The organism is Streptomyces sp. NPDC008139 (assembly GCF_042957025.1).
Lineage (GTDB): Bacteria > Actinomycetota > Actinomycetes > Streptomycetales > Streptomycetaceae > Actinacidiphila.
The window spans coordinates 109730-131035 of record NZ_JBIBHM010000008.1; the positions used below are offsets into that span (position 1 = coordinate 109730).

Below are 21306 nucleotides of genomic sequence, written 5' to 3' on the forward strand. Positions count from 1 at the left end.
TCACCGTCCGGGTCCGTTCCCGATCGCCGTTCACGCCTCCGGTATCGGAATCGGGCGTTTCTCGATCGCCGCTGCCATCACATCGGGAAAGAGGTCGGGGGTGCAGGCGAACGCGGGAGCGCCGAGGGCGGCGAGCGCGGCGGCGTGGTCGTGGTCGTAGGCGGGCGCGCCCTCGTCGGACAGCGCGAGCAGTGCCACGAACTGGACGCCGGCCGCCTTCATGGCCGCGACCCGCTTCAGCATCTCGTCGCGGATACCGCCCTCGTAGAGATCGCTGATCAGTACGACGACAGTTTCGGCCGGACGGGTGATCAGGCCCTGGCAGTACGCGAGCGCCCGGTTGATGTCGGTGCCGCCGCCGAGCTGGGTGCCGAACAGCACGTCCACCGGGTCGTCCAGCTCGTCGGTGAGGTCGACCACGGCGGTGTCGAAGACGACGAGTTTGGTGGCGATCGAGCGCATCGAGGCCAGGACGGCGCCGAAGACGGACGCGTAGACGACGGAGGCGGCCATCGAACCCGACTGGTCGATGCAGAGGACGACGTCCTTCTTCACCGCCTGGTCGGCGCGGCCGTAACCGATCAGTCGCTCGGGCACGACGGTGCCGTGCTCGGGCAGGTAGTTCTTGAGGTTGGCGCGGATCGTGCGGTTCCAGTCGATGTCCCGGTGGCGGGGGCGGTTGACCCGCGCGGAGCGGTCGAGCGCGCCGGTGAGGGTGGCGCGGGTCCGGGTGGCGAGCCGCTTCTCCAGGTCGTCCACGACCTTGCGGACCACCATCCGCGCCGTCTCCTTGGTGGTGTCGGGCATCGCCTTGTTCAGCGACAGCAGCGTGCCGACCAGATGCACGTCGGCCTCCACCGCCTCCAGCATCTCCGGCTCCAGCAGCAGCGCCGACAGCCCGAGCCGGTCGATCGCGTCCCGCTGCATCACCTGGACGACGGAGCTGGGGAAGTACGTACGGATGTCGCCGAGCCAGCGGGCCACTTGCGGCGCGGAGCCGCCGAGGCCCGCCGAACGGTCAGCCCCGCGCCCCGAGGCGCTGCCCGTGCCGCCGTACAGCGCGCCGAGGGTACGGTCCATCGCCGCGTCCCTGCCGGTCAGTTCGCACCCGGTGCCGTCGGCACCCCCGCCGCCGAGCACGAGCCGCCAGCGGCGCAGCCGCTCATCGGTGTCAGTCATCTGCCTGGTCCCCCTCGTTGGTCAGCCTGGCGGCGAGATCGGTCGTGGTGGTCGTGCCCAGCAGCAGCCGGACGGTGTGCAGAACGGCGTCGGCGCGGGCCGCGTCGAGGCCGGTGCCGAAGCCGGGCAGGCCGGGGTCCGCCGCGGTGGCCGGACGGCGCGCCGCCGAGGGGCCGCGCCGCACCAACTCCCCCACGCTGCGCCGCACTCCGGTCTCGAAGTCCGCGAAGGTCCGCCGCAGCAGGGGCAGCACGTCGTTGAACGCCGTCGCCGGTACGGCCGCCAGCCAGCCGTCGACCAGCGCCAGCAGCCGCTCGTCGTGCACCAGGAGCATCCCGCCGCCGGACAGGAACCCCTCGATCCACGCGGCCCCCTCCGCGGGCCCCGTCCCCGGCGACAGCGCCAGCCCCATCAGCCGCGCCGCGTCCTCCGCCTCGATCCGCCCGTCGTCCATGAGCAGCCGCGTCGCGGCACCCCGCAGCAGCCCGGGTATCGCCCCGTCCCGCTCGGCCAATCCCCGCAGCGTCCCCGCCCACCGCTCCCGAAGTTCCCCCTGCGGGGTGGCCCCGGAGACCGGTGCGGGGCCGGAGACCGGTGCGGGCTCGGCTCCGGTCGCGGTCGCGTCCGGCGACGCCGAGCCGACCGCAGGTGCGGGTCCGGCGCCGGAGGCCGAGGCCGGGTCGGGGCCGGCGGCAGGCACGGCCGCCGGGCCTGGGCCGACCGCAGGTCCCGCGGCGGCGGGCTCGGAGTCGGGGGCGGGTGCGGGTGCGTCCATCGGCGCCCGGCCAACCGCCGGTTCTGGGCCGACCGCAGGTCGCGGGGCGACGGCGGGGTCGGGGGCCGGGTCGGGTGGGCTTACGTACGCGTCCGGCGAGCCGACCGCAGGGCGCGCGGCCGGGGACGGGAGGAGGCCGATCGCGCGGTGGACCTCATCCATGTGGGTGCGCAGCGCCGCCGCGCCGTCGGCGTCGAGGCCGACGCAGGCCGGGGGGAAGCCGACGCAGATGCGGGAGGCCAGGCCCTCCGCGACCTCACCGAGGGCGGCGGAGTCGGTGCCGCGGACGTCGCCGTAGCGGACGGCACGGACCAGCGCGGGCAGCGCGGCGGCGAGGTGGGAGACGTCCGCGTCGAGCGCGGCGCGGTCGGCGAGGACGCGCATGACGACGGGGAGCGCGTCGGACAGCCCGGCGAGCAGGCACTGTTCGGCGACCGAGGTGACGGCGGCCAGCGCGTCGCTGTGCACGGCGGCGTCCTCGGCCTTGGCGGTGGCGGCCGACCCGACGGTGGTGCCCCAGATCCCGGCTTCGGCGATCCGTACCGCCAGCTCCGGCTCCCAGCGCAGCCGCCACGTCTCACGGAAGGTGCCCTTGCCGTGCCGGGCGACGGCCGGTTCGCCCCAGCCGATGCCGAGCATCGTCAGCCGGTGCAGCAGACGGCTGCGGCCCGCGTCGATCTCCTTGCGCAGGTCCAGCTCCAGCTCCTTCTCCAGCGCCTCGGGCTTGAGGCGGAGCCTGCGCTGCTCGCGTGCGAGGTCACGGGCGAGCGGCACCGCGGGCGCGTCCGGCGGGACTTCGCCGAGCACGTCGCCGACGACCAGCCGGTCCTGGATCAGCGCGAGCGGCACGTCGGAGCCGTCGCACATCACCGCGCGGACCGCGTCGGTGGTCTCGCCGAGACCGGCCAGCGGGCGGCCCCGCATCGCGGCGAGCGTGTCGGCCAGCCGTACCGCCTCGATGACGTGGGCCGAGGAGACCGGCAGGTCCTCCTCCCTGAGCAGCCCCGCCACCTTCGTCATCCAGCGGGTCACCGGGCGGTCCCGCGCGGTGAACAGGTGCCGGTACCAGCCCGGCGAGTCGATGCCCGCGCCGTATCCGCTGGCCCTGGCCAGCCGCCGGTGGGTCCACGGCACCCAGGTCGTCTCGACCTTCGCCTTGGGCAGGCCCTTGAGGAGCTGCCGGTCGGCGGTGGCCGTCGTCCGCTCGGTGAGCGCGGGGACGTGCCAGGCGCCGCAGACCACCGCCGTCCGCTCGTACGCCTTGCGCGCCTCGCGGAGCCGCAGCCGCATGTGGGCCTCGCGCAGCGGGTCCTGGGCGTGGCCGCCGTCGCCGTAGGTCTCGCGGATCGCCGCCATGGCCTCGGCGAGCGCCGCGAAGGGGACGAGCGGGTCGCCGTCGCCGTCCGCCGTGCCGCCGCGGTGCTCGACCGCGTCCTCCCACCAGCGCTCCGGGTCGTCGTACCCGGCGGCCCTGGCGAGGACGGCCAGCGGGTCGATCCGCGCGGCAGCCGCCGCCCCGCCGTCGTCCGTATCCCCTCCGGCCGCCTCCCCCTCGGCGGGCTGCTCCCCTTCCTCTCCTTCTCGCACCGGCCCCCGTACCGGCCCTTCCGCGTCCGGGCCGCCGGCCGCGGCCTCCTCTTCCTCGGTGGCGGCGCGCAGCGCGAGGGTGTGCGCGGCCGGGAGGTCGATGAAGCGGACGTCGGCGCCCGCCTGCGCGGCCCACCGGATCGCCACCCACTCGGGCGAGAATTCGGCGAAGGGCCAGAACCCGGCCCGCGCCGGGTCGTCCACCACGTGCGCCAGCAGCGCGACGGGCGGGCGCATCGCGGGGTCGGCGGCCAGCGCGAGCAGCGCGTCGGCCTCCGGCGGCCCCTCGATGAGCACGGCCTGCGGCCGGTACGCGTCGAGCGCGGCCCGCACCGCCCGCGCGGACCCGGGCCCGTGGTGCCTGACCCCGAGCAGTACGAGGTCGTCGCCGTAGTGGCCGCCCGCACCGCCGCGGACGACGGCGGCGGGAACCGCCCCGGCCCGGAGTCCTTCCGCCGTGCGGTCCCCCGGCCCGCCGCCGACCGCCGTCACACCGTCCTCCGCGCGACCGGGCATCGCCGTATCGTCAGCCGTCCGCGTACCGCCCGCCGCGCGGTCACCCGTCGTCGTGCCGCCGGTGGCGGCGTCCATGACCGTCATGCCGACACCTCGCGGCAGGCGCGGTAGAAGTCCTTCCAGCCGTCCCGCTCGCGGACGACCGTCTCCAGATACTCGTGCCAGATCAGCCGGTCGGCGGCCGGGTCGCGGACGACGGCGCCGAGGATGCCCGCGGCGACGTCACCGGCCCGCAGCACGCCGTCCCCGAAGTGGGCCGCGAGCGCGAGGCCGTTGGTGACCACGGAGATCGCCTCGGCCGTGGAGAGCGTGCCCGAGGGGGACTTGAGCTTGGTACGGCCGTCCTCGGTGACGCCGCCGCGCAGTTCGCGGAAGACGGTGACGACCCGGCGGATCTCGGTGGCGCCCTCCGGGGCGGCCGGGAGGTCGAGGCCGCGGCCGAGCTGGTCGACCCGGCGGGAGACGATGTCGATCTCGTCCTCGGCGGAGGCGGGCAGCGGCAGCACGACCGTGTTGAAGCGGCGGCGCAGCGCGCTGGAGAGGTCGTTGACCCCGCGGTCGCGGTCGTTGGCGGTCGCGATGAGGTTGAAGCCGCGTACGGCCTGTGTCTCGGCACCCAACTCCGGTATCGGCAGCGTCTTCTCGGACAGGATCGTGATCAGCGAGTCCTGGACGTCCGCCGGGATGCGGGTCAGCTCCTCGACGCGCGCGAGCCGGCCCTCGGCCATCGCCCGCATGACGGGGCTGGGCACCAGCGCGTCCCTGCTGGGGCCGTTGGTGAGGAGCTGCGCGTAGTTCCACCCGTAGCGGATGGCTTCCTCGGGGGTGCCTGCGGTGCCCTGCACCAGCAGTGTCGAGTCGCCGCTGATCGCGGCGGCGAGGTGTTCCGACACCCAGGTCTTCGCGGTGCCCGGCACGCCGAGCAGCAGCAGCGCCCGGTCGGTGGCGAGCGTGGTCACGGCCACCTCGACGATCCGCCGCGGCCCCACGTACTTCGGTGTGACGACCGTGCCGTCGGGCAGTGTCCCGCCGAGCAGGTAGGTGGCCACGGCCCAGGGCGAGAGATTCCACCGGGCGGGGCGCGGCCGGTCGTCCGCCGCGGCGAGCGCCTTGAGCTCGTCCGCGAACGCGTCCTCCGCGTGCGGCCTCAGGGCCTGCTCGGCGCCGGTGCCGCTGTCGGTCTCGGCACCCGTCGTACCGGTCATGGCTCTCCCCCACTCATCCGTCGGACCCGCGTGGTCCGAGCTGTTCTCCACGATGCACCCGACCACTGACAATCGGTCACAGCGCGCAATCCCCGCAGGTCAGAGCGATTGTCAGTGGGGGGTTCTACCTTCGGGGGCATGGAGACGGAAGCACGGTGGACAGCGGATCAGGTCCTGGCGCTCGCGCCTGACGCCGCATCACGCAAGGCGGGCGCGCGGCTCGCCACACCCGCGCCGTGGTCCGGTGCGGGGACGGCCAGCGGCGCGGTGTGGGGGCTGTGCGCGGGCAGCGGCAGCAAGCCGTACCAGACGGTCGTGGAGGTGAACGGGCCCGCGTACCGGTGCAGTTGCCCGAGCCGGAAATTCCCGTGCAAGCACGCGCTCGGACTGCTGCTGCTGTGGTCCGAGGGCGGGGCGGGGCCGGTCGGCGCGGGGGACGTGCCGGAGTGGGCCGAGCAGTGGATCGACGCCCGGCGGAAGAAGGCCGAGACGGTGGCCGAGACGGCCGCGGTCCGGGCGGAGTCGGGCCCCGCGGACCCGACGGCGGCGCGGCGGCGCGCCGAGCGGCGCGCGGTCCGCGTCGAGGGCGGGGCCGCCGAGCTGGAGCAGCGGCTCACCGATCTGCTGCGCGGCGGGCTCGCGGGCGCGGACCGCGCGGGCTATCAGCAGTGGGACGAGATCGCGGCCCGCATGGTCGACGCGCAGGCGCCGGGACTGGCCACGCGGGTAAGGGAGTTGGGGACGGTGGTCGCGGCGGGCGGCGACTGGCCGTCGCGGATGCTGGAGGAGACGGCGCTGCTGCATCTGCTGGCGCGCGGTTTCCTCGGCCGCCAGGGTCTGCCGGGGCCGCTGGCCGACACGGTCAGGTCGCGGGTCGGATTCACCGTCGACACGGCGGAGTTGCTGGCCGGGCCGACCGTCCGCGGCCACTGGCAGGTCCTCGCGCAGTACGACAGCGCCGACGAGCGGCTGACGACTCGGCGGATCTGGCTGTACGACCGGGAGCCCGGCCGCTTCGCGCTGCTCCTGTCCTTCGGGGCGGTCGGCCGCGCGCCCGAACTGGCCCTGCCGGTGGGCGCGGTGCTCGACGCGGAGCTGGCCTACCACCCGGCGGCCCTGCCGTTGCGGGCCGCGCTCGGCACCCGGCACGGCACGGTCGGCGCGGGCGGCGGCCCCTCCGGCGGCGGTACGGGCGGCGCACCGGTCGGGACCGGTATCGATGCGGCGCTCGCGTCCTACGGCACCGCGCTCGCGGACGACCCCTGGCTCGACGCGTGGCCCGTCGTCCTGTCGGGAGTCGTCCCCATACCGGGGCCGAACCGCTGGCAACTGGCGCACAGGGAAGGGCAGGACGCCGTCCCGCTCACCCCGGCCACCACCGGCCTGTGGCGCCTCGCCTCGGTCTCCGGCGGCCACCCGGTCACCGTCTTCGGCGAGTTGGGTCCGACGGGCCTGCGCGCGCTGGCGGTCTGGCCGGACGGCGGGGAGACGGTGCCGCTCTAGTCACGGCGGAAGCGGGGGGCGCGCCCGGAGTTGGGCCCGGCTTGGACCGCGCGGTTTACGGGGGACGGGTACGGGGGCGCGGGGCGGCCCGCCCGGGGGACGGTGCGCGACTGCGGAGGGGGCAGCCGCGCGCGGGAACCCGGCGGGCCGGGCCCGGCAGGAGCAGCCGCGTCAGGGCAGCAGCGGCATCAGCGGCAGGGGAAGCGGACGACGCGGAGAAGATCCGCGGGACGACGTCGTGGAGTGCGAAGGGGGAATGTGATGAGCATCGGTTGGGACGATCTGGTCGGCAGCGCGCTGCTGGGCACCGAGCGGCGGCGGCCCGCGATCGTGGCGGGCGACGCGGACGAGGCGGCGGCGGGGCTGCTGGACGCGGCGGCGGCCGGGGTGGTGCGGCGGCGTGCCGGTGTACGGCCGGGGGTGGCGCGGGAGCGGCCGGAATTGGCGCCGCCCGACACGCGGCAGCCGCTGCCCGAGGCCGCCCGACAACGGCTGGACCGGCTGCTGACGGACCGCACCGGCGGCGGTTCCGGCAACCGGCGGGGGTCGGCGCCGAATCTGGCCGAGCTGCTGCCGCAGTGGCTCGCGGAGGCCAACCTCCTCGGGTACGGGGCGCCGCCCGCGCTGCTGCCCGCACTGCTGGACGCCGCCAGGGCGCGGACGGACCTGCGGACGGACGCGGTGGCGCTGGCGGGACCGCGCGGGCTGTGGCTGGCCGGGCTGAATCCGGACTGGAAGTTCGTGCTGCGCTCGGGCCACCGGGGCCTGGCGGCGGCGCCCGAGGACCCGGACGCGGCCGAACGGCTGTGGGAGGAGGGCCTGTTCGCGGAGCGGGTCGCGCTGCTCACCCGGATCAGGCTGGCCGACCCGGCCCGCGCGCTGGCGCTGCTGGTGTCCACCTGGAGCGGCGAGCGGGCCGAGGACCGGCTGATGTTCCTGGACTCGCTGCGGGTGGGCCTGTCGGGGGCCGACGAGCCCTTCCTGGAACAGGCGTTGACCGACCGCAGCCGCAATGTCCGCTCGACGGCGGCCGAGTTGCTGGCCGCGCTGCCGGAGTCCGCGCTGGCCGGGCGGATGGCGGACCGGGCCAGGAGCTGTGTGTCGCTGGGCCCCGACGGCATCACGGTGGAGGCGCCGTACGAGTGCGACGCGGGGATGGAGCGGGACGGGGTGGCGCCCAAGCCGCCGAGCGGGCGGGGTGAAAGGGCTTGGTGGCTGGGCCAGTTGGTGGACGCGGCGCCGCTGGCGACCTGGGGCGCGCGGTTCGGCGACCGCGACCCGGAACAGATCATCGCGCTCCCGGTGCTGGACGACTGGCAGGCCGATCTGCACGCCGCCTGGTGCCGGGCGGCGGTACGGCAGCACGACACGGGCTGGGCGCGGGCCCTGCTCGGCCCTCCCCCGGCGCCGTCCTCGCCGGTGGCGGCGGTCGGCGACCCGGCGAAGCTGCTGTCGATCCTGCCGGAGGACGAACGGGCCACGTGGGTGGCGGAGTTCATCGCCACGCACGGGCTGTCCGAGGCGTTCCAGATGCTGGGCGTGTGCGCGGTGCCGTGGTCGGAGCCGCTGGGCCGGGCCGTGGTGGACGCCCTGGACATCGCGCGGGACGCGGGCAGTTACCCGTGGAGCTTCAGCGGCGTGATGGGCCTGGCGGAGCGCTGTCTCGACCCGGCGGCGGCCGACCAGGTCGGGGTGCTCAGCGCGGCGGCTGAGGAGCCGCCGGACGGTTCGCCGGGCGCGGGCGCGTACTGGTCGGAGGCGTTCCAGCGGCTGACGGGCACGCTGCGGCTGCGGGCGGTGATGCTGGCCGAGCTGCGCGGCGAGGCCACCGCCCCCGGGGCGCCGGGGGACGGGGGTGAGTGATCATGCGGACGGTACGGCGGACGGTGCGCACCGCGGCCCGGGCGCTCCGGGGCCTGGCGCGGCTCGGAGGGCTCGGGCGGACGGGGCGGCGGCGGTCAGGCGCCGGTGGCCTGGTGGACGTTGGCGCGCACCCAGTCCACGGCGGCCGTGGTCGGGGTGCCGGGAGTGAAGATCGCGGCGACGCCGAGTTCCTTGAGGGGCGCGATGTCGGCCTCGGGGATGATGCCGCCGCCGAAGACCTTGATGTCCAGGGCGTCGCGCTCCTTGAGCAGTTCGAGGACCTTCGCGAAGAGCGTCATGTGGGCGCCGGACAGGATCGACAGGCCGATCGCGTCGGCGTCCTCCTGGATGGCGGTGTCGACGACCTGCTCGGGCGTCTGGTGCAGGCCGGTGTAGATGACCTCCATACCGGCGTCCCGCAGGGCGCGGGCGATGACCTTGGCCCCGCGATCGTGGCCGTCGAGACCCGGCTTGGCCACCACCACGCGGATCGGACCGGACACTCCCATCACTGCCTCCATGCGTACGGCTCGCGGGCCGGGAATTCGGGGCTGCGGTCGCGGAGAGCGGGCCACAGTGTGAACGAACGTTATCGCCCCGCTCCGCCGCCCGACAGTTTCGCGGGACCCAGGGAGGGGGAAATCACACAGTGGGACACATTCACCACGGGTGGGACCCCGGGGAACGGCTCGTCACGGTGTGGGACACGCCGGAGCCGTCGCTCACCGGTCCGGCCCGCTGTGGAGGAGCCGCTGCCAGGATGCCGTGTTCCCGCGCTCGCAGCCGCAGAGCACGGGAACACGGCCTCCGCTCCGGCCCTCGACAGGGCACGCCGGGCCACCGGGCCGCACGGAGCGTGCCGTGACGGGAGGTGGGCCATGACCGTCGGACCAGCCGATTCGCCGGACGCCACGACACCGGCCGGCAGCCCGGCCGCCACCGGACCCCCGCAGGCCGCGGAGGACCCGCCGACGGACCGTCCGTCCGTCGGGACGGCGACGGCCCCGCTGGCCCGGCTGCTGCACGGCGCGGCGCTGGTCAAGGCCACCGCGTTCGACCTGGCGATCCTGGCGGGCCACCTGCTGCTCTACCCGACGGGGATACTCCCGGAGCGGACGGCCGCCCCCTCACCGAAAACACCCGCGATAGGCCGGGCGCCGGGCGAGGCGCTGCGGCTGCCGACCGAGGGCAGGGCCCACCCGCCCGTGGTGATGCTGCACGGCTTCGTGGACAACCGGTCGGTCTTCACCCTGCTGCGCCGCTCCCTGCTGCACCACGGCTGGACACGGGTCGACGCACTGAACTACTCACCGTTGACCTGTGACATACGCGGAGCTGCCGAGCTGCTGGGGCGGCACGTCGAGCGGATCTGCGCCGAGTCCGGGCACAGCCGGGTCGACCTGGTGGGACACAGCCTGGGCGGGCTCATCGCGCGGTACTACGTCCAGCGACTGGGCGGCGACGCACGGGTGCGGACGCTGGTCACGCTGGGGACGCCGCACACCGGGACCAGGGTGGTGCCGCTGCTGACGCCGCTGCCGATCGTGCGGCAGATGCGGCCGGGGTCGGCGCTGCTGGAGGAGCTGTCGCAGCCCGCGCGGGGGTGCGGGACGCGCTTTGTGTCGTTCTGGAGCGACCTCGACCAGTTGATGGTCCCGGTGGCCGCGGCGCGCCTCGAACACCCGGATCTTTCGGCGGAGAACATCCGGGTGAGCGGGATCGGCCACCTGGCACTGCCCGTGCACCGGGGTGTGGCCGCCGAGATACGGGAAGCGCTGAGCGGGAAGGAGCTCTGGAGGGGCGCGATCGACGCCGCATAACGGACACGTAACGGTCGAATATCAACCGAACACCGGGCAAGGCGGACGCCAGGTCGCAGCAGAAGATTGTCGGCTCCCCGTACGGGGAGCTACAGTCACCGCTAATTCTCCTGCTGCCTAGGCGAAAGAGAAGCTGGCGGTGAACGAACGTCCTGCGTCGGGGTACGCCCCTGACTACGACGCCTACGGGTATGACGCTTATTCCACGGGCTCCTACCAGACCGTCGGCACCACCTTCGCTGACGCCGATCCGCTGTACGGCCACGCGCCCGACGCGACCGGTAGTCACGCGTATGCCCCGCAGCCCCCGCAGTACACACACGGGTACGGCTACGACACCGGTTACGGCTACGACCAGGGGCAGCCGCAGGCCCAGACCCAGGTCCAGCAGCCCCATGTACCGGCGCAGTTCCAGCCCGCCGACGCGAACGACACCGGCACGTACGCCTCGTACGACACGGGCACGTACGACACCGGCGTTTACGACACCGGCACGTACGCGGCCGGGACAGGGAACTACGACACCGGGACGTACGACACCGGCGGCTACGCGGCGTACGACCCGTACGCGACGCAGGCCGCGGGGACGTACTACGACACGGGGACGTACGACAGCACGGCGTTCTACCAGCAGCCGTATCAGGAGCCGCAGGCTCCGGCACAACAGCCGCAGCAGGACTGGGACTCGGGCGCGTATCCGACGTACGGCTACGGCTACGGGTACGGCTACGACGCCAGCGGCGACACCGGTGTCTACGAGCAGATGGCGCCGGTCCACGAGGAGCCGCAGCCGCACCCGCGAGTCGAGGAGCCGGTGGCCGAACCCGTCGCGATGACGGCCGAGTTCGAGGCGGTCGACGCGGTCGAGCCCGTGACGGCGACGGCCGGGGCGGCCGACGACGAGCCCGCCGTGGAGCACGCCTACGCGGACGCGTTCCCGGCGGACGGTGAGCCGGTGGCGCGCAGCCGGCGCCGAAAGCCCGCCCGGCGGTCGGCGCTGCTGACCGTGGCGGTCCCCTCCGTCGCGGTGATGGGCGTGGCGGCCGTGGGCGCGGCGGCGGTCTCCGGGGTCGGCGTCGCCGACTCCTCGAAGACGCAGGCCGATGGCGGGAGCGCGGCGACGGGCGCGAACGCGCCGACGACGCAGTTCGACCGGCAGCTCGCCGGGGTGAGCGCCGACGCGAACGACTTCGCGGACCGCGCGAGCCGTACGCAGGAGCGGATCGACCTCAAGGACCGCCAGGCGGCGGCGAAGAAGGCCAAGGCGGACGCGGCGGCCCGCAAGGAGGCGCTGCGGCCGAAGTTCCTGCTGCCGGTGACGGAGAAGGGCCTCAGCGCGTACTTCGGCCAGGCCGGCGTCAACTGGATGGCGCTGCACACCGGCATCGACTTCCCCGTGTCGGTGGGGACGCCGGTCATGGCGGTCACGGACGGCACCGTCCGCACCCAGTGGAACAGCTCCTACGGCAACATGGCGATCGTCACGGCGGCCGACGGCACGGAGACGTGGTACTGCCACCTCAGCAGTACGAGGATTCGCAGTGGGTCGGTCAAGGCGGGCACCGTCATCGCCTACTCCGGCAACACCGGCAACACCACCGGTCCGCACCTGCACCTCGAGGTGCGGCCCCACGGGGGGTCTCCGATTGATCCGCTGCCCTGGCTTCTGGCCCACGGCCTCGACCCCCGCTGACGCCCTGCGGGCGGGCCCACTCGCGACGTCCACCCTGCGGGTGGGCTGAGCCCCGTCAGGGGCGCGGCCCCTGTCCGTCCACCCTGCGGGTGGGCTGTCCCCCGTCTGGGGCGCTGGGGCACCGCGGCCGAAGGTTGGGGGAGGACTGCGCGGCCAGCCAGCGCGCTCCCGCAGGCCACCACCCGCCCCGGCGGGGCAGTTCGGTTGTCGCCGGACCACCGGGCCGGGTGGGGGCTTGTCGCGCAGTTCCCCGCGCCCCTGAAAACCAGGCCCCGCGCAAGGTGAACCCGCAGGGCCGCGCCCCGAAGAGCCACGTCCTGCGCAGGGTGAACCCACAGGGGCCGCGCCCCGAGAAGGGGCGTCCTGCGTCGGCGCAGCTCGCGGGAAGGCCTGCCCGGGAGGGGCTAGAGCTTTTCTACGGGGGCGTAGCGGAGAAGAAGCTGTTTGGGGCGTTCGTCGCCGAAATCGATGGTGGCCTTCTCGTCGCCCGGCTGGCCGGTGACGGAGATGACGGTGCCGAGGCCGAACTGGTCGTGGGTGACGCGGTCGCCGACCTTGAGGGAGATGACGGGGCGGTCACCGGAGGAGCGGCGGGTGGCGAAGCCGCCGGCGGCGCCGGACCGGCCGCGGGCGGTGACGGAGGAGGCCGCGGAGGCGGACTTGGTCATGGGCCCCGAGGACCCCCCGGCGGAGCCGAGCCGCTTCCATTCGATCAGCGTCGGCGGAATCTCCTCCAGGAAGCGCGACGGCGGGTTGTAGGAGGGCTGGCCCCAGGCGCTGCGCATCGTCGAGCGGGTCAGGTAGAGCCGTTCGCGGGCGCGGGTGATGCCGACGTAGGCGAGTCGCCGCTCCTCCTCCAACTCCTTGACCTGGCCGAGCGCCCGCATGTGCGGGAAGACGCCGTCCTCCATGCCGGTGAGGAACACCACGGGGAATTCCAGGCCCTTGGCGGTGTGCAGGGTCATGAGGGTGATGACGCCGCCGGAGTCGTCCTCGTCGGGGATCTGGTCGGAGTCGGCGACCAGCGCGACCCGCTCCAGGAAGTCGGCGAGGGTGCCCGGCTCGTCCGCGTCCCGCTCCTGCTCGAACTCCAGGGCCACGGCGGCCAGTTCCTGGAGGTTCTCCACGCGGGTCTCGTCCTGCGGGTCGGTGGACGCCTGCAACTCGGCCAGATAGCCCGTGCGTTCCAGCACGGCCTCCAGGACGACCGCGGGGCCCGCGCCGGACTCCACGATGGTGCGCAGCTCCTCCAGGAGCGTGTTGAAGCGCTTGACGGCGTTCGCCGAGCGGGCCGCCATCCCGTACGCCTCGTCCACCCGCCGCAGCGCCTGCGGGAAGGTGATCCGCTCGCGCGCGGCCAGCGCGTCGATCATCGCCTCGGCGCGGTCGCCGATGCCGCGCTTGGGGACGTTGAGGATGCGGCGCAGCGGCACGGTGTCCTCGGGATTGGACAGCACCCGCAGATACGCCAGGACGTCGCGGACCTCGCGCCGCTCGTAGAAGCGGACGCCGCCGACGACCTTGTAGGGCAGGCCGACGCGGATGAAGACTTCCTCGAAGACACGGGACTGCGCGTTGGTGCGGTAGAAGACGGCGACGTCGCTGGGGCGGGCGTCGCCCGCGTCCGTGAGCCGGTCGATCTCCTCGGCGATGAACTGCGCTTCCTCGTGCTCCTGGTCGGCGACGTAGCCGACGATGACCGGGCCGTCGCCGGACTCGGTCCACAGGTTCTTCGCTCGCCGCCCCGCATTGCGCTCGATGACGGCGTTGGCGGCCGTGAGGATCGTCTGTGTGGAGCGGTAGTTCTGCTCCAGCAGGATCGTGCGGGCCTGCGGGTAGTCCTCCTCGAACTGGAGGATGTTGCGGATCGTCGCGCCGCGGAAGGCGTAGATGGACTGGTCGGCGTCACCGACCACGCACAGCTCGGCCGCGTCCTCGTCCTGGTCGGTGCCGACCAGCTCGCGGACCAGCGTGTACTGGGCGATGTTGGTGTCCTGGTACTCGTCGACCAGGACGTGCCGGAAGCGCCGCCGGTAGTGCTCGGCGACGTCGGGGAACGCCTGGAGCAGATTGACGGTGGTCATGATGATGTCGTCGAAGTCCAGCGCGTTGGCGTCCCGCAGCCGCGACTGGTACATCGCGTACGCCTCGGCGAGCTTCTTCTCGAAGGGGTTCTCCGCGGTGGCCGCGAAGGTCTCCTCGTCGATCAGCTCGTTCTTCAGATTCGAGATCTTCGCGCTGAACGACTTCGGCGGGTACTGCTTGGGGTCCAGGTCGAGGTCCCGGCAGACCAGCGCCATCAGCCGCTTGGAGTCGGCGGCGTCGTAGATCGAGAACGACGAGGTGAAACCGAGCGACTTGGACTCGCGGCGCAGGATGCGCACGCACGCGCTGTGGAAGGTGGAGACCCACATCACATTGGCGCGCGGGCCGACCAGCTCCTCGACGCGCTCCTTCATCTCGCCCGCGGCCTTGTTGGTGAAGGTGATGGCGAGGATGGAGCCGGGGTGCACGTGCCGGGCGCCGAGCAGATAGGCGATGCGGTGGGTGAGCACCCGGGTCTTGCCGGAGCCCGCGCCCGCGACGATGAGCAGCGGGCCGCCCGCGTGCTCGACGGCGGCGCGCTGCTGCTCGTTGAGCCCTTCCAGGAGCTGCGCGGGGTCGGTGGCGGGCCGCGGGGCGCCGTCACGGTAATACGCGTCCCGCCCGGTGGCCTGCGGCGGCGGTCCGTCGAACCGGCCGCCGAACAGGTCGTCCGGTACGTGCTCACCGCCGGGGCCCCCGTCCTCCGGGGGCGGCGGAGCGGTGGGGTCGGCGGGCTCGGGGGCCACATGCAGACCGTTCAGGAAGTTGTCGTCAAAGAGGCTGCTCATCGCTCCCCGAGTCTAGAGCCCGGCACCGACAGCCCACGGCCCTTCCCCGCACAGCCCCCGTCCGACGCCCCACGACCCCCGCGCGACCGCCCCCGTCCGACAGCCCATGGCCCTTCCCCGCAGAGCCCCCGTCCGACGCCCCACGACCCCCGCGCGACCGCCCCCGTCCGACAGCCCATGGCCCTTCCCCGCAGAGCCCCCGTCCGACGCCCCACGGCCCCTTCGCCCGGAACCCCGGCCGACACTCCCCAGCCCCCGCGCGACCGCCGCCTCCGGGGCAACCAAGTACCTTTACCCCGTAGTCCCGTTACCACGCACCGTGACAATGGGAAATGATTACGAAAAGGTATCGGGCCTATCGGACACCGCTCTTCCCAGCAGCCCGGAGCGTTGGCTACGGTCTCGCTCCAGCAGCGTCCGGATGGGCGTCCGAAAGGAGTCCGCGCGCCATGGCGACACACCGTAAGGCTCGCGCCGCGATCCTCAGCACCCCCGGCCCGCGTACGGCCGTGGGGATCACGACGGCCGCGCTGGCCACCGTGACCCTCTTCGCGGAGAGCGCCGGCGCCGAGCCCGCCAAGCCCAAGCAGCCGAGCATCGCCGAGGTGAAGGCGAAGGTCGACGGGCTGACGCACCAGGCCGAGGTCGCCACGGAGAAGTACAACGGCATCAAGGAGTCGACCGACGCGCAGAACGCGAAGGTCAACCGGCTCCTGGAGCAGGCCGCGAAGAAGACGCAGGCGCTGAACGACTCGCGCCGGGTCCTCGGGCAGTACGCCGCCGCGCAGTACCGCACCGGGGGCGACGACTCGACCGGCCGCTACCTGCTGGCCACCGACCCGCAGTCGATGCTCGACCAGGTGCACCTGTCGGACGTGCTCGGCAGGCGGCAGCAGAAGGCCGTCGAGTCGTACCGGGTGCAGCAGGCCGCGGCCACGCAGCAGCGCATCGAGGCGGCCAAGAGCCTGGCGACGCTCACCACCCAGCAGGCCGAACTGCGCACCGCCAAGCGGGATGTGCAGGCCAAGCTGGGCGAGGCGCAGAAGCTGCTCAACAGCCTCAACGCGCAGGAGAAGGCGCGGCTCGCGGCGCTGCGGGCCAAGCAGGAGGAAGAGGCGCGCGTCAAGGCCGCCGCCATCGCGGCCAAGGAGAAGGCGGCGGCCGAGGCCGCGGCGAAGGCCGCGAAGGACTCCTCGACGCCGACCGTGCCGAGCACGGGTTCCTCGAAGGCCGACGACGCCATCGCCTTCGCGCGCAAGCAGCTCGGCAAGCCGTACGTGTGGGGCGCGACCGGGCCGACGTCGTACGACTGCTCGGGGCTCACCCAGGCGGCGTGGAAGGCGGCCGGGGTCGATCTGCCGCGCACGACCTGGGACCAGGTGAACGTCGGCACGCGGGTGTCGGAGTCGAATCTCCGGCCGGGCGACCTGATCTTCTTCTACAGCGACATCAGCCACGTCGGCCTCTACATCGGCGGCGGCCAGATGATCCACGCGCCGCACACCGGTACCGTGGTCAAGATCGCCCCGATTACCGAAATGCCGTTCTACGGGGCGGTCCGTCCCGCATAGTCCACCCGGCATAGTCCGACTTGTCCGGACGCCGTCGCGCTCACAAACGGTAAGATCACAAAGCGATTTCGGTCACATTGCAATCCAAACTTCCCAAGGCTCGCACAAGTTGACTACGGTAGCCCGCTAGGTGGTGAGCTTCCCCGTCGGCTGAAGAGCCGACAGCGAACCACCTCCGCTCAATCCGGCCCAGGCCGGAGCCGGGGACCCAACAGCACGTGGGGTGAATCGGAACGGACGCCGCATCAGGCGTCGGGACCGTAGGGCGACCTTCAGCCCGAACCCGTCAGCTAACCCGGTCGGCGGTATTCGGAAGGAGTCGCCTCCCTTGGCGTCGCACCGCAAGCCGCGCAATCGCATTCTGTCCACGGCCGGTCCACGGGCCGCCGTCGGGATCACCACAGCGGCCCTCGCGTCGGTCACCCTGCTCAGCGAGAGCGCCAGCGCGGCGCCCGCGAAGCCCTCGATCACCGAGGTCAAGGCGCAGATCGACCAGCTCAACCAGGACGCCGAAGTGGCGACGCAGCACTTCGACGCCGCCAAGGAGAAGACCGACAACCAGCGGGCCAAGGCCAACCAGCTCCTGGCACAGGTCGCGCAGAAGACCGCGAAGATGAACGAGACGCGGCGGGTGCTCGGGCAGTACGCCACCGCGCAGTACCGCGACGGCGGCCTCGACCAGACGACGCAGTTGCTGCTGACGGACGACCCCGAGAAGTTCTTCGACCAGTCGCACATGATGGACCGCATCTCCACCACGCAGGAACAGGCGCTGGAGACCTTCAAGGTCCAGCAGGAGCAGGCGTCCATCCAACGCGCGCAGGCCACCAAGAGCCTCAACGAGCTGACCAGCGCGCAGAACAAGCTCGCGGCGGCGAAGAAGAACGTCCAGACGAAGCTGGCCGCCGCGCAGAAGCTGCTCAACAGCCTCAACGCGCAGGAGCGCGCCAAGCTCGCCGCGATGCGGCCCACCGCCCCCACCAACTCCTCGGGCTCCTCGAACTCCTCGAAGTCCACGGCGAGCAACGTCAGTTACACCTACAACGGCCCGGCGTCCGGCCGCGCCGCCGCCGCCATCCAGTTCGCGATGGCGCAGCGCGGCAAGCCGTACGGCTCCGGCCGCACCGGCCCCGACGCGTACGACTGCTCCGGGCTCACCCAGGCCGCCTACCGCTCCGCCGGGATCTCCATCGGCCGCACCACGTGGGACCAGGTCAAGGACGGCACGGCGGTCTCGCAGTCCGACCTGCGCCCCGGCGACCTGGTGTTCTTCTACTCCAGCATCAGCCACGTCGGCATCTACATCGGCAACGGCCAGATCGTGCACGCCCCGCACAGCGGCGCGGTCGTCGAGGTCGCCCCGATGAGCTGGATGCCCTTCGCGGCGGCCCGCCGCATCGCCTGAGCCGCATCGCCAGGGCCCGTATCGCCTGAGCCCGTGCAGCCTGAGCCCGCACCGCCTGAACCCGTGCAGCCTGAGCCCGCACCGCCTGAACCCGTGCAGCCTGAGCCCGCACCGCCTGAACCCGTGCAGCCTGAGCCCGCGTCTGCGGAGCCTCAGGACCGCCGGGCTCACAGCCCCGCATAGCACCCCGTGCCCGGTCGGACCTCCCGACCGGGCACTTTGGTCAGCAGGCGCGCGCATATGACCGGGTCACCCGTCGAACGGCGGTCGTTTACGGTCACGGGCCGGTCGAATCGGAGCAGTCCCGGTCTCCTTCCCCTGGCGCACCCCCGGTCAGGTTTAGCGTCGCTCCCCAGGTGACCGATCCCCACAGCCGTCAGGACCGTGGCGGCGCGGTCACCCCCGCCGAAGGTCCGGCGGCGCTCTGCTCCCCCGTGCAGGCGTCGCCGGGCCTCCGCGCGGGCCCGTCGGAGCACTGGAAGGAATGACGGCCGCATGGCCTCCCACAGTCCCGCCTCACACCGCAGAATCTCGGCGGCGCGTACGTCCGCCCGCACGTCGGCGCTCACCGCGACCCGCGCCGCCATCACCGTGGCGCTCGCGTCCGCCGCCTCCGTGAGCCTGCTCGGCGAATCCGCCCTCGCGGACCCGCGGCCGCAGGCACCGGCCTCGCTCAGCGAGGTGAAGGACCAGGTCGACACGCTCTACCGGCAGGCGGAGGCCGCCACCGAGCAGTACAACGGCGCGAAGGAGCAGGCCGATCAGGCCCGCGCCGCGGTCGACGATTTGCAGAACGAACTGGCCCGCAAGACCGCGCGGCTGAACGCCACCCGCGACACGATCGGCGCCCTCGCGGCGGCGCAGTACCGCACCGGCTCGCTCGACCCCAGCGTGCAGCTCGCGCTCAGCTCCTCGCCCGACACGTATCTGGACCGGGCCGGGATGCTCAACCGCCTCGACTCGCGGACGGCGACCGCGCTCGCGCAGCTCACCGAGCAGCAGCGGGACGTCACCCGTACCCATGACGCGGCCGACGCGAAACTCGACGCGCTCAAGGACGCGCAGTCCAAGCTGGCCGCGCGCAAGGCGACCGTGCAGGGCAAGCTGCGGGCGGCGCAGGCGCTGCTCGACCGGCTGACGGCCGCCCAGCGCGCGGCCGTCGAGGCCACCGACACGCCGTCGTCAGGACCGGCCGCCGCGACCCGCGCCAGCGCCCGTACGCCGATGCCCGGTGACACGACGCCCGTCGCCGCGCCGTCCTCGCGCGCCGCCCAGGCCGTCGCCTTCGCCTACCGCGCGCTCGGCCTGCCGTACGTCTGGGGCTCCACCGGGCCCGACTCGTACGACTGTTCCGGCCTCACCCAGGCCGCCTGGAGGGCCGCGGGCGTCTCGCTCCCGCGCACCACGTACACCCAGATCAACGCGGGCACCCGGGTCTCCGAGTCCCAGCTCCAACCCGGTGACCTGGTCTTCTTCTACTCCGGCATCAGCCACGTCGGCCTCTACATCGGCAACGGCCAGATGATCCACGCCCCGCACCCGGGCGCCCCGGTCCGTATCGCCCCGATCTCCGAGATGCCCTTCGCGGGAGCCACCCGCCCCACCTGACCGAGGCCGCCCGCCCGCTGAGCCGGCCGTCGACCCGTCCGCCCCGCCAACCGGTCCGCACGTCAGGCGTTGATACGAAATCCGGACAAGCTCTTCTCCTGACGAACCGCCCGACTCCGGGCACACTTGCCCCATGACGTCTACGCCGCTGAGCAAGGGTGCGAATGTGCCGGTCGCCGTGTCCGCTGTACGGGCCGAACTGGCCTGGGGAGCGGGCGGCGGGCCCGACGCCGACGCGTCGGCGCTGCTGCTGGCGGGCGGCGGGAAGGTGCGGGACGACGCCGACTTCGTCTTCTACAACCAGCCCGGACACGCGTCGGGGGCCGTACGGCACGCGGGGAAGCGGCAGGCGGCCGTGGTCACCGACACCATCGAGGTGGACCTGGCGCGTGTCGAGCCGGGGATCGAGCGGATCATGCTGTGCGCGTCCGCCGACGGCGGCACCTTCGGCGCGATGACCGGCCTCGGGCTGCGGCTGCTGGACGCGGCGTCCGGCGCCGAACTGGCGTACTTCCCGGTCACTGCGACATCCGAGACGGCGCTCGTCGCGGGTGAGCTGTACCGGCGCGGGGACGGCTGGAAATTCCGCGCGGTCGGCCAGGGGTACGCCTCGGGGCTCGCGGGGCTCGCCACCGATTTCGGCATCAGCGTGGACGAGGAGGAGGAGGAAGCGGCGCCGCCCGCCGCGCCCGTTCCCCTGACGGCGCCCGCCGCCGCGCCGCCGATGCCCGCCGCGCCCCCGCCGCCCGCGTCCCCGTACGCGGCGCCCTCCCCGTACGGACCTCCGCCCGCGCAGCCCGCTTCCCCGTACGGTTCGGCGTACGGCGCGCAGCCCGCGCCCGGATACGCGCCGGCGCCTGCCCCCGGCTCCGGCGCGCCCTCGCTCGTCAAGGGCGAGGAGCACCTGCCGGTCGACATGCGCAAGCGGCTGTCGCTGCGCAAGGAGCAGGTCGCGGTGAGCCTGCGCAAGCACGGCGCCGACAACGTCCGGGCGCGGGTGATCATCGTGCTGGACGCGTCGGGGTCGATGTCCCACCTGTACTCGCGGCGCGTGGTGCACGACGTGGTGGAGCGGATGGCGGCCGTGGCCGCCGCGCTCGTCCCGGACGGCGTCATGCAGGCGTGGACCTTCGCCAGCAACCCGGCGCGGCTGCCCGACCTCGACCTCGGCTCACTGCCGCAGTGGCTGGAACTGCACGTCCGGGTCGGCGCGATCGGCATCTTCAAGCGCCGCAAGCCGGCCCCGAACGGCCAGGTGGACATGAAGCTGGTCGGCTTCGGCAACGAGGAGCAGAAGGTCATCGCGCAGGTACGGGACTACGTGCGCGGCACCCCGTCCGCCGCCCCGACCCTCGTGCTCTTCTTCTCCGACGGTGGTGTCTACCGCAACGCGGAGATCGAGCGCGAGCTGCGCGGGGCTGTCGAGGAGCCGCTTTTCTGGCAGTTCGTCGGCCTCGGCCAGTCCAACTACGGCGTCCTGGAGCGCTTCGACACCATGACCGGCCGCCGCGTGGACAACGTCGGCTTCTTCGCCGTCGACGACATCGGCAGCCTCTCCGACGCGGAGCTGTACGACCGCCTGCTCACCGAGTTCCCGTCCTGGCTGAAGGCCGCGACGGCCGCGGGCATCCTGCGCTGAGCACGGCGACGGCCGCGGACATCCTGCGCTGAGCACGGCGACGGCCGCGGACATCCTGCGCTGAGCACG

The 21306-nt window shown here is 73.3% G+C and carries 13 protein-coding genes and 1 riboswitch; of the genes, 8 read left to right on the forward strand and 5 right to left on the reverse strand.

The genetic code is table 11. The features are described from left to right. Positions 1–30: 30 nt before the first annotated feature. The 3 genes from ACFZBB_RS18375 to ACFZBB_RS18385 all read right to left on the reverse strand — a co-directional run bounded on the left by ACFZBB_RS18375 (position 31) and on the right by ACFZBB_RS18385 (position 5262). Positions 31–1179, reverse strand: a complete 1149-nt coding sequence (locus ACFZBB_RS18375; RefSeq protein WP_391123475.1) for a VWA domain-containing protein — start codon at positions 1177–1179, stop codon at positions 31–33. Then, on the reverse strand, positions 1172–4057 hold the full coding sequence (locus ACFZBB_RS18380; RefSeq protein WP_391123953.1) for a DUF5682 family protein: 2886 nt from the start codon (positions 4055–4057) through the stop codon (positions 1172–1174). The genes ACFZBB_RS18375 and ACFZBB_RS18380 overlap by 8 nt, the downstream gene beginning before the upstream one ends. 80 nt (positions 4058–4137) lie before the next feature. Then, positions 4138–5262, reverse strand: coding sequence for an AAA family ATPase (locus tag ACFZBB_RS18385; protein ID WP_355336836.1), 1125 nt, complete (start codon positions 5260–5262; stop codon positions 4138–4140). A 138-nt stretch (positions 5263–5400) separates the two neighbouring features. Here ACFZBB_RS18385 and ACFZBB_RS18390 point away from each other — a divergent pair, with 138 nt between their 5' ends. Next, positions 5401–6765, forward strand: coding sequence for an SWIM zinc finger family protein (locus tag ACFZBB_RS18390; RefSeq protein ID WP_391123478.1), 1365 nt, complete (start codon positions 5401–5403; stop codon positions 6763–6765). A gap of 261 nt (positions 6766–7026) precedes the next feature. Then, positions 7027–8628: a DUF5691 domain-containing protein gene (locus ACFZBB_RS18395; protein WP_391123481.1), complete on the forward strand. Its 1602-nt coding sequence runs from the start codon at positions 7027–7029 to the stop codon at positions 8626–8628. A gap of 95 nt (positions 8629–8723) precedes the next feature. On the opposite strand, the gene ACFZBB_RS18400 is transcribed toward ACFZBB_RS18395, so the two are convergent. Continuing rightward, positions 8724–9137, reverse strand: a complete 414-nt coding sequence (locus ACFZBB_RS18400) for a cobalamin B12-binding domain-containing protein (RefSeq protein ID WP_355336833.1) — start codon at positions 9135–9137, stop codon at positions 8724–8726. Positions 9138–9506: 369 nt separating this feature from the next. Here ACFZBB_RS18400 and ACFZBB_RS18405 point away from each other — a divergent pair, with 369 nt between their 5' ends. Together ACFZBB_RS18405 and ACFZBB_RS18410 are read left to right on the forward strand one after the other, a co-directional pair. Continuing rightward, positions 9507–10448, forward strand: a complete 942-nt coding sequence (locus ACFZBB_RS18405) for an alpha/beta fold hydrolase (protein WP_391123484.1) — start codon at positions 9507–9509, stop codon at positions 10446–10448. Positions 10449–10587: 139 nt separating this feature from the next. Continuing rightward, on the forward strand, positions 10588–12141 hold the full coding sequence (locus tag ACFZBB_RS18410; protein WP_391123487.1) for a peptidoglycan DD-metalloendopeptidase family protein: 1554 nt from the start codon (positions 10588–10590) through the stop codon (positions 12139–12141). A gap of 404 nt (positions 12142–12545) precedes the next feature. On the opposite strand, the gene pcrA is transcribed toward ACFZBB_RS18410, so the two are convergent. After that, positions 12546–15014: a DNA helicase PcrA gene (pcrA, locus tag ACFZBB_RS18415; RefSeq protein WP_391123490.1), complete on the reverse strand. Its 2469-nt coding sequence runs from the start codon at positions 15012–15014 to the stop codon at positions 12546–12548. Positions 15015–15463: 449 nt separating this feature from the next. On the opposite strand from pcrA, the gene ACFZBB_RS18420 reads away from it, so the two are divergent. From ACFZBB_RS18420 to ACFZBB_RS18435, 4 genes are all read left to right on the forward strand, one after another. Then, complete coding sequence (locus ACFZBB_RS18420; protein ID WP_391123493.1) at positions 15464–16585, forward strand: NlpC/P60 family protein; 1122 nt, start codon at positions 15464–15466, stop codon at positions 16583–16585. A gap of 166 nt (positions 16586–16751) precedes the next feature. Then, positions 16752–16906, forward strand: a riboswitch (cyclic di-AMP (ydaO/yuaA leader). Positions 16907–16913: 7 nt separating this feature from the next. Further along, positions 16914–17990 (forward strand): NlpC/P60 family protein, encoded by a 1077-nt coding sequence (locus tag ACFZBB_RS18425; protein WP_391123496.1) that lies wholly within the window; start codon positions 16914–16916, stop codon positions 17988–17990. Between the two features lie 495 nt (positions 17991–18485). Then, a complete protein-coding gene (locus ACFZBB_RS18430; protein WP_391123499.1) occupies positions 18486–19598 on the forward strand; it encodes an NlpC/P60 family protein in 1113 nt (370 codons plus the stop codon). 133 nt (positions 19599–19731) lie between these two features. Then, the gene (locus ACFZBB_RS18435; RefSeq protein ID WP_391123502.1) at positions 19732–21237 is read left to right on the forward strand and encodes a VWA domain-containing protein; all 1506 of its coding nucleotides are present in this window, start codon (positions 19732–19734) and stop codon (positions 21235–21237) included. Positions 21238–21306: the final 69 nt, after the last annotated feature.